The organism is Acinetobacter sp. yr461 (assembly GCF_900110445.1).
GTDB lineage: Bacteria > Pseudomonadota > Gammaproteobacteria > Pseudomonadales > Moraxellaceae > Acinetobacter > Acinetobacter calcoaceticus.
Genome location: NZ_FODU01000001.1, coordinates 896,445 through 905,607, shown reverse-complemented (window position 1 = coordinate 905,607; position 9,163 = coordinate 896,445). Strand labels below are relative to the sequence as shown.

Below are 9,163 nucleotides of genomic sequence, written 5' to 3'. Positions count from 1 at the left end.
CCTAACCAGCGAACCACGTTACCTAAAGAGATAACATAGTTGCCATCGTTATGCATGGTTTTAGGAACCATCCAGTGAGGCACTTCTTTAGATGTGGTGTCTGATAACAAGAAGAAAGTTTTGTCTTCAGTTACAGGTACGTTTAAAGGCGCACCTTCTTCCTTCCAGTTCGGGAAAAGTTCGTTGATGGCACGTGGCTCAAGCACAGCACCAGACAAGATATGCGCACCTACTTCAGAGCCTTTTTCAACTACACAAACAGAAAGATCGGGTAAGTTATTTTCAATCGCTAATTGACGGATCTTAATCGCAGCAGATAGACCTGCAGGTCCTGCACCTACGATGACAACGTCAAACTCCATTGACTCTCTTTCTATTTTTTCCATATTGCGAAATCCAATTTCATTACTAAAATTACTCCTAAAAAAACTGAAACAGAGTTCAGTTTTTAATAGAGGGTTAATGTAAGGTGTTTAGAGCATCTTGAATATTTTGAACCATATGAATTAATCTTGGTCCGATTTCATTTTCAAGTTTTTCTTGATTAACTAAATAGCTTGGTGCTCCGCAGTTAAAGACTAATAAACCGTATATTGGATGTATTAAGGGAACGGCAACAGAGTTCACTTCTTTATGCCATTCGCTTAAAGATAAACAATACCCATAGTTTTGATAATCATGAAAGGCTCGATCTAAACTACGTTTGATCGCTGGCCATTCTTCAGCAGTGTGCTTCTTTTCTAATGCTTTTAAAATAAATTCACGTTCATTTTCAGGAAGAGCTGCTAAACAGGCTCTTCCCATAGATGTGTTATGTAAGGGTAAAGTCGAACCAATTGGTCTGCGCATAGTTAAATTGGTTTCGGTTTGAACCACATCTAGATACATCATGTTTAACCGGTCTCTCATTGCCATAGCAACAGGAGCTTGTGCATATCTGGACATTTCTTCCATGTAAGAATGGGCAATTGATCGTATAGATATACTCGATAATGCGGCGTAACCAAGCGCCAGTACCCCAATATCTAAAGTGTATTTAGTAGAATTTGGAAGTTGCTTTAAATAACCAAGGGACACTAAGGTGCTCGTAATTCTTGCAATTGTTGGCCTAGGTAAGCCTGTAAGATGAGATAGTTCCTGATTCCCTAAAACTTGGTTGGATGCTGAAAAACAACGTAATATCTCTAATCCACGCGCTAAGGAAGCAATAAATTGAGGATTATTCTCGCGGTGAATATGAGAAATCGGATCTAAACGGATTTCATCAAAGTTCACTTTTTTTTCGACTTGTTCTTTTAGTTGATTATATTCTAAATGCATACCATTCCCGTATTTGATCAAACACTATTCTTGATCATATCAATTATATTTCGCTATACAAAAAAAATTAGAATAGTTAATGCTTTTTTAAATGATTCACCTAGTCAACAGCAATATTGGCTAAAAAACTGAAAAGAAGAATCAACCAATCACTAACTTTAATTTCGTATAACAAAATAAATAGCCATTTAAATTTAGCTTTATTTAAGAGTTAAATCAATATATTTATGCAATTTAATGAACATTAATTCTGTATTGCGAAATTTTAAGCAAAAATTCTTGTTTGTTTAGAGTTGTGCTGCTATTTTATTTCGTATAACGAAATTACTTGTGGTTTTGTATTACAAAATGGTGCTTTGGATAGCATTGTATAAGGATATAAGGAGAGAAAGATGATTCGTGATCAACAAACATTAGAACAGTTGTTATCTACAATTCGAAGTTTTGTTAAGAATACGTTGAGGCCTTTAGAGCATGAGGTCGATGAAACTGACGCGATACCAGACCATATTGTCCAACAAATGAAGGAATTGGGCTTATTCGGTTTAACCATTCCTGAAGAGTATGGTGGTCTTGGAATTACCATGGAAGAAGAGGTGTTTGTTGCTTTTGAGTTGGGACAAACTTCTGCTGCATTTCGTTCTTTGATTGGTACAAATAATGGGATTGGCTCAAGTGGAATTATTATTGATGGTACCGATGAACAAAAGCAAAAATATTTACCAGGTTATGCTAGCGGAGAAATTATAGGTTCTTTCTGCCTAACCGAACCTGACTCGGGTTCAGATGCTGCTGCTTTGAAGACGTCTGCAGTTAAAGATGGCGATTATTATATTTTAAACGGGACCAAGCGTTTTATTACTAATGCACCCCGTGCATCAACTTTTACCGTGATGGCTAGAACTAATCCGGATATTAAAGGTGCTGGAGGCATTTCTGCTTTTTTGGTTGAGGCAGGAACTGCTGGGCTCACTTTAGGAAAGATTGATAAAAAAATGGGACAAAAAGGTTCTTATACCTGTGATGTCATTTTTGATAATTGTCGTGTTCATAAAGATCAATTAATTGGTGGTATTGAAGGTATTGGTTTTAAAACAGCAATGAAAGTGCTTGATAAGGGCCGTTTACATATAGCTGCTTATAGTACAGGAATGGCAGAGCGTATGTTGGAAGATGCTTTGCAATATGCAATAGAACGTAAACAATTTGGTCAATCGATTGCTAATTTTCAGCTCATTCAAGCGATGTTGGCAGACTCAAAAACAGAAATTTACGCTGCAAAATGCATGGTGTTAGATGCAGCACGTCGTCGTGATCTTGGAGAAAACATTAGTACTGAAGCATCGTGTGCAAAAATGTTTACTACAGAAATGTGTGGCCGAGTAGCTGATCGTTGTTTACAGATACATGGTGGGGCTGGATACATCAGTGAATATTCAATTGAACGATTTTATCGAGATGTTCGTTTATTCCGTCTCTATGAGGGAACAACACAAATTCAGCAAATCATTATTGCTCGAGACATGATTAAACAAGCTACAACTTAATAGATGGATGTTTTTACCTAAAGGAATGAGAAAATGAGTAGAGTTCAATTTAATTGGCAAGATCCTTTTTTATTAGAAAATCAGTTAACTGAAGAAGAGCGAATGATTCGGGATACTGCATTTAATTATAGTCAAAATAAGCTAATGCCACGTGTATTAGAACAGTTCCGTCATGAGCAAACAGATGCTTCTATTTTTCGTGAAATGGGCGAGCTAGGTCTTTTAGGACCTACAATTCCTGAACAATATGGTGGCTCAGGGTTGAATTATGTGAGTTATGGGTTAATTGCTCGTGAAATTGAACGAGTAGACTCAGGTTATCGTTCAATGGCCAGCGTTCAAAGTTCTTTAGTTATGGTTCCTATTAATGAATTTGGTACTGAAGAGCAAAAGCAAAAATATTTACCTAAACTCGCTACAGGTGAATACATTGGTTGTTTTGGACTAACCGAACCTGACCATGGCTCGGACCCTGGCAGTATGATTACTCGCGCTAAAAAAGTTGAGGGTGGTTATCGTTTAACTGGCGCTAAAATGTGGATTACTAATAGTCCTATTGCTGATGTATTCGTAGTATGGGCAAAAGAAGTTTCACCTGAAGGCAATGTTGGTGATATTCGAGGCTTCATTTTAGAAAAAGGTTGGGATGGTCTTTCTGCACCTGCAATTCATGGAAAAGTGGGATTGAGGGCTTCCATTACTGGTGAAATAGTAATGGATAACGTATTTGTTCCAGAGGAAAATGCATTTCCAGAGATTCGGGGTTTAAAAGGTCCGTTTACATGTTTGAATAGTGCACGATATGGTATTGCATGGGGTGCAATGGGGGCAGCTGAGTTTTGCTGGCATACAGCACATCAATATACGATGGATCGTAAGCAGTTTGGGCGTCCTTTAGCAGCAAATCAGTTAATTCAAAAGAAACTTGCAGATATGCAAACTGAAATTGCTTTGGGCTTGCAAGTGGCTTTACGCTTTGGACGTATGAAAGATGAAGGCATTGCATCTGTTGAAGGCACATCCCTAATTAAGCGTAATAACTGTGGTAAGGCTCTTGATATTGCTCGGCTAGCTAGGGACATGCTGGGAGGAAATGGAATTAGCGATGAGTTTGGTGTTGCTCGACATCTTGTAAATTTAGAGGTTGTAAATACTTATGAGGGAACACACGATGTCCATGCTCTTATCCTTGGGCGCGCTCAGACGGGTATAGCTGCATTTTCTAATTAAGATTTGACCTTCTGAAGGTCTTATCCCTTAAACCATATAAGGTTTAAGGGATAGTGTTTATTACTATCTTCTTCAAAAAATAAAATTGAAAAAAAGCCTTTATTTGTGGATTACACGAATAAGGGCTTTTTTTTGAAAAATTATATCTACTCAATTTATTAAATAATCTAAAAATTAATATTACTAATTATTCTTTTGGAATATTTCCAATCTTGTATTTTTAATTCTTGAAATTGACGGTTAAGCATCTTGTTTTTGCGCAATAAATGTAACTAATTATTTCATAATTTTTACATAAATAAATATATTTATATTAAAAAACATATAGTTATAAAAATATGTCAACTTGTTTATATATTTCGCATAGTGAGCTCTGTTATTTAGTAATTGAAATTAATTTTCTTGTTAGCTATTTTGAAATTATCAACAAGGAATGAAAAATTTAGCTCACTAAATGGACAAGGAAAACTTATGAAAGGACTAAAAGACAAAGTAATTATCGTGACAGGCGGTGCTGGTGGAATTGGTTCAGCAACTTGTAAACGCTTAGCTGAAGAAGGTGCAAAAGTTGCGGTATTTGATATGAATTTAGAAGCAGCGAAGAGTCTGGTTGCGGAAATTGAAGCAAATAATGGTCAGGCAATTGCAATTGAGTGTGATATTACAGATCGTCAGATTGTTGATTCCGCAGTTAAATCTACCCAAGAACAATTGGGGCCAATTGATGCTTTGGTAAATAATGCAGGTTGGGATGTATTTAAACCATTTTTGAAAACATCTGCGAATGAGTGGGAAAAATTAATTCAGATCAATTTAATTGGCATGTTGAACATGCACCATGCTGTTTTACCAGTAATGGTTGAACGAAATCATGGGCGTGTAGTGAATATTGCATCTGATGCTGCAAGAGTTGGTTCATCTGGTGAAGCTGTATATGCAGCATGTAAGGGTGGATTACTTTCTTTTTCTAAAACACTGGCTCGTGAGCATTCACGCAATAACATTACTTTCAATGTTATTTGTCCAGGGCCAACTGATACGGCTTTATTGGCTGGCGTAACCGAAGGCGCTTCGAATCCAGAAAAACTTCGTGAAGCTTTTACACGTGCTATACCACTTGGCCGATTGGGTCAACCAGATGATTTAGCATCGGCTATTACATTCTTCTTAAGTGATGATGCTGGATTTGTTACTGGTCAAGTATTAAGTGTTTCTGGTGGATTAACCATGAATGGTTAATTCCAATTTTGGAATAAATAACGAATAACAGTTCAAGGAAATGAAAAAATGAATTTTGAAGATATTTTATACGAAGTTAGAAATGGTGTGGCATGGATCATCATTAACCGCCCTGAAAAAATGAACGCTTTTCGTGGGCAGACTTGTGATGAAATTATTAAAGCATTAAATAAAGCTGGTTATGATCGAGATGTGGGTGCAATTGTTTTAACTGGTGCCGGTGATCGCGCATTCTGTACAGGTGGAGATCAGTCTGCTCATAATGGAAACTATGACGGACGTGGCACAATTGGTTTGCCAATGGAAGAACTACATACAGCTGTCCGCGATGTTCCTAAGCCTGTAATCGCACGTGTACAAGGTTATGCGATTGGCGGTGGAAATGTTTTGGCAACCATCTGTGATTTAACAATTTGCTCTGATAAAGCAATTTTTGGTCAAGTCGGTCCTAAAATGGGTTCTGTTGATCCGGGTTATGGAACTGCATTCTTGGCTCGAGTTGTGGGTGAGAAAAAAGCTCGTGAAATTTGGTATATGTGTCGCCGTTATACTGGAGAAGAGGCTGTATCAATGGGCTTGGCAAATAAATGTGTTCCAGCTGATCAACTCGATGCGGAAGTACAAGCATGGGGAGAAGAACTTTGTGAGCGTAGTCCAACAGCGTTAGCAATCGCAAAACGTAGTTTCAATATGGATACCGCACATCAAGCTGGTATTGCTGGTATGGGTATGTATGCATTGAAACTTTATTATGATACAGAGGAATCTCGTGAAGGTGTAAATGCCCTAAAAGATAAGCGTAAGCCAGAATTCCGAAAATATTTCAAATAATTAAGGAGAACGAGATGAGTAAAAATCCTTATATTACAGAAGACTTGGAATATCTAGCTGAAACAGTTGAGAAATTTGCCCAAAAATATATCGCTCCCGGCTTTCTAGAACGTGACCAGACTAGAACTTTTGACCGAGATTTAGTTAAAAAAATGGGAGAGATGGGCTTTATCGCACCTGAGTTACCTGAAGAGTATGGTGGACAAGGGATGGGGCGCTTGGCAGCAGGAGTTATTCATGAGGCAATTGCTAAAGCCGATTTGAGTTTTTCATATATTAATTTACTTGCCTCTTTAAATGGCCAGATTTTAGCTGAACATGGTGATCCAGAAGTTGTCCGCCCGTGGCTAGCAAAACTTACAGCAGGTGAAGCTATTTTTTCAATAGGTTTAACTGAACCAAGAGGTGGATCTGACGCTGCAAATTTACGTTTGAAAATTGAGCGTGAAGGTGATGAATACATCCTTAATGGAGAAAAAACATCAATTTCAGCTGCTGATCAGGCTGATGCATCAGTTATTTTTGGGCGCACTGGTTCAGTTGAGTCAGGGGCTCATGGTGTGACAGCTTTACTGGTCCCGATGAATTTACCTGGTATTAGTACTACGCGATTTGATTGTCATGGTCAACGTGCCATTGGACGAGGCTCAATTTTCTTTGACAACGTACGAGTTCCTGTCAATCACCGTTTAGGGGAAGAAAATAAGGGCTTTGTACAAGTCATGCAAGGTTTTGACTTTTCACGAGCATTGATCGGTTTACAGGTTTTGGCTGTGGCAAGGGTTTCACTTGATGAAGCTTGGGAATATGCAGCTCAGCGTGAAGCTTTTGGGAAGCCATTAACTGCATTTCAAGGTGTTTCTCATCCTTTGGCAGATTATGAAACCCAAGTTGAAGCTGCTCGATTATTGTGTTTACAGACTTTATGGTTGAAAGATAATCATCTTCCTCATACTTCTGAAGCTGGGATGTGTAAATGGTGGGGACCTAAACTTGCTTATGATGTGGTACATCAATGCTTATTAACCTTCGGTCATGCTGGATACGATCGTGGAGTTATGGAGCAGCGTCTACGAGATGTACTCGGCTTTCAAATTGGTGATGGTACCGCCCAGATTATGAAAACAATTATTGCCAGACACAAAGCAGGTCGCAAGGCTGTGCCAGCTTAAATATAATTTATTTATTATTATCAATTGATTATTGAAGGTGGCTAAACAAAATGTTTAGTCACTTGGTGGGCTTCAACTTTAAAAAATGATCTTGGTAGTAGTCTATAAATCAAGGAAAGAATATAACAAGGAGTTAAAGAATGGATTTCGATGCAGTACTTTTGCCACAGCGAAGAGCAAGAATGATTCAACAGGGATATTGGTTGGATAAAACCATTCTTCAATCGCTAAATGATGCTGTTCATCAATATCCGGATAAAACAGCATTAGTCAGTATAAAAGATGATCAGCCAGAGAGAAGTTTTACATATCGTGAGTTATTACACACTTCTAATAAGATTGCTATGGGATTAAGAAAATTAGGCATACAAAAAAATGATATTGTTTCTTGCCAATTACCTAACTGGTGGGAATTCAGTTTACTTTATATTGCATGCCGACGTATTGGTGCAGTTTTAAATCCGTTAATGCCAATTTTTCGTGAACGTGAACTTACATTTATGTTAAAGCATAGTGAAAGTAAGGTTTTTATTGTTCCAAAAATATTTCGTAAATTTGATTATGAGCAATTGGCATATCAACTTCAAAAAAATATCAATAGCTTACAACATGTTATTGTGATTGATGGAAATGGAGAAAATAACTTTGCTGATGTTTTACTCAATCACGGATTAGATAAAGATCCTCAAATCCTAAATACGCTTAATGACATAAAAATTAATGCTGATGATATCGCACAATTAATTTTTACATCTGGAACCACAGGTGAACCAAAAGGTGTAATGCATACCGCAAATACACTGTTTGCAAATATAGTGCCTTACGCGGAGAGATTACATTTAAATCATGAGGATGTAATTTTGATGGCATCTCCAATGGCACATCAGACAGGCTTTATGTACGGCCTTATTATGCCAGTTATTTTAAAAGCCAAGGTTGTTCTTCAAGATATTTGGGATGTTGATAAAGCAATTGACATTATTGATAAATACAAAATTACATTCACAATGGCTTCAACTCCCTTTTTAAATGACTTATCCAATGCTGCATCACAAGGCGACAAAAAATTTCATTCATTAAAAACATTCCTTTGTGCAGGTGCACCGATTCCTGGTCCTTTAGTAAAGAAAGCAAGAGAAAATCTTGGAGTAAAAGTAATTTCTGCCTGGGGCATGTCTGAGTGTGGTGCTGTGACCATGACAAGGCCTGAAGATGATGATGAAAGGTCTTTTAATACAGATGGGTTACCTTTACCGGGTGTTGAAATTAAAATCATTGATCAAGATGGTAAAGAGAAAGGAATTAATGAACCAGGCTCTTTAATGATTCGCACATGTTCAAATTTTGGGGGATATCTTAAGCGTCCTTATTTGAATGCTACTGATCATGATGATTGGTTTGATACTGGCGATTTAGCATATCAAGATGAGCAAGGTTATATACGAATTTGCGGAAGAAATAAGGACGTGATTATTCGTGGTGGTGAGAATATTCCGGTTGCTGAAATTGAGTCATTACTTTACCAACATCCAGATATCGCTATCGTTGCTTTAGTTTCATATCCAGATGAACGTCTTGGAGAGCGCGCTTGTGCAGTTATCAAATTAAAAGAACATAGGGAATCTATAGAACTTTCAGAAATTGTTGATTTTCTTAAACAGCATAAACTTGCTGTGCAGTATATCCCAGAGCGCCTAGAGGTTTGGAATGAGATTCCAATGACACCTTCAGGAAAAATTCAAAAATTTAAATTAAGAGAAATGATTACGTCTAATTCTTAATAACCGACTCATCTTTAATAAATATAAGGAAAACATAAGCTGC

The 9,163-nt window shown here is 37.4% G+C and carries 8 protein-coding genes; 6 read left to right on the top strand and 2 right to left on the bottom strand.

Going from position 1 to position 9,163, the window contains the following annotated elements; translation table 11 throughout:
- Together BMW38_RS04435 and BMW38_RS04430 are read right to left on the bottom strand one after the other, a co-directional pair.
- Positions 1-386 (bottom strand): NAD(P)/FAD-dependent oxidoreductase (locus tag BMW38_RS04435; protein ID WP_139193528.1); only part of this gene is annotated, 386 nt, incomplete at its 3' end.
- Positions 387-459: 73 nt separating this feature from the next.
- Positions 460-1,320 (bottom strand): IclR family transcriptional regulator, encoded by an 861-nt coding sequence (locus tag BMW38_RS04430; protein ID WP_081173755.1) that lies wholly within the window; start codon positions 1,318-1,320, stop codon positions 460-462.
- Positions 1,321-1,712: 392 nt separating this feature from the next.
- Here BMW38_RS04430 and BMW38_RS04425 point away from each other — a divergent pair, with 392 nt between their 5' ends.
- From BMW38_RS04425 to aliA, 6 genes are all read left to right on the top strand, one after another.
- Entirely contained in the window at positions 1,713-2,867 is a 1,155-nt protein-coding gene (locus BMW38_RS04425) for an acyl-CoA dehydrogenase family protein (RefSeq protein WP_092706056.1), read from the top strand.
- A gap of 33 nt (positions 2,868-2,900) precedes the next feature.
- Positions 2,901-4,097, top strand: a complete 1,197-nt coding sequence (locus BMW38_RS04420) for an acyl-CoA dehydrogenase (RefSeq protein ID WP_081173759.1) — start codon at positions 2,901-2,903, stop codon at positions 4,095-4,097.
- Positions 4,098-4,568: 471 nt separating this feature from the next.
- A complete protein-coding gene (gene badH / locus BMW38_RS04415; RefSeq protein ID WP_081173761.1) occupies positions 4,569-5,336 on the top strand; it encodes a 2-hydroxycyclohexanecarboxyl-CoA dehydrogenase in 768 nt (255 codons plus the stop codon).
- Between the two features lie 48 nt (positions 5,337-5,384).
- Positions 5,385-6,167: a 2-ketocyclohexanecarboxyl-CoA hydrolase gene (gene badI / locus BMW38_RS04410; protein ID WP_081173763.1), complete on the top strand. Its 783-nt coding sequence runs from the start codon at positions 5,385-5,387 to the stop codon at positions 6,165-6,167.
- A 14-nt stretch (positions 6,168-6,181) separates the two neighbouring features.
- Positions 6,182-7,339, top strand: coding sequence for a cyclohexanecarboxyl-CoA dehydrogenase (gene aliB / locus BMW38_RS04405; RefSeq protein WP_045431557.1), 1,158 nt, complete (start codon positions 6,182-6,184; stop codon positions 7,337-7,339).
- Positions 7,340-7,479: 140 nt separating this feature from the next.
- Entirely contained in the window at positions 7,480-9,120 is a 1,641-nt protein-coding gene (gene aliA, locus BMW38_RS04400; protein ID WP_092706054.1) for a cyclohexanecarboxylate-CoA ligase, read from the top strand.
- Positions 9,121-9,163 lie beyond the last annotated feature (43 nt).

Coding starts and splice junctions, on each gene's coding strand:
- BMW38_RS04425 (WP_092706056.1), top strand. CDS start 1,713: ATGATTCGTGATCAACAAACATTAGAACAGTTGTTATCTACAATTCGA.
- aliB (WP_045431557.1), top strand. CDS start 6,182: ATGAGTAAAAATCCTTATATTACAGAAGACTTGGAATATCTAGCTGAA.
- aliA (WP_092706054.1), top strand. CDS start 7,480: ATGGATTTCGATGCAGTACTTTTGCCACAGCGAAGAGCAAGAATGATT.
- badH (WP_081173761.1), top strand. CDS start 4,569: ATGAAAGGACTAAAAGACAAAGTAATTATCGTGACAGGCGGTGCTGGT.
- badI (WP_081173763.1), top strand. CDS start 5,385: ATGAATTTTGAAGATATTTTATACGAAGTTAGAAATGGTGTGGCATGG.
- BMW38_RS04420 (WP_081173759.1), top strand. CDS start 2,901: ATGAGTAGAGTTCAATTTAATTGGCAAGATCCTTTTTTATTAGAAAAT.
- BMW38_RS04430 (WP_081173755.1), bottom strand. CDS start 1,320: ATGCATTTAGAATATAATCAACTAAAAGAACAAGTCGAAAAAAAAGTG.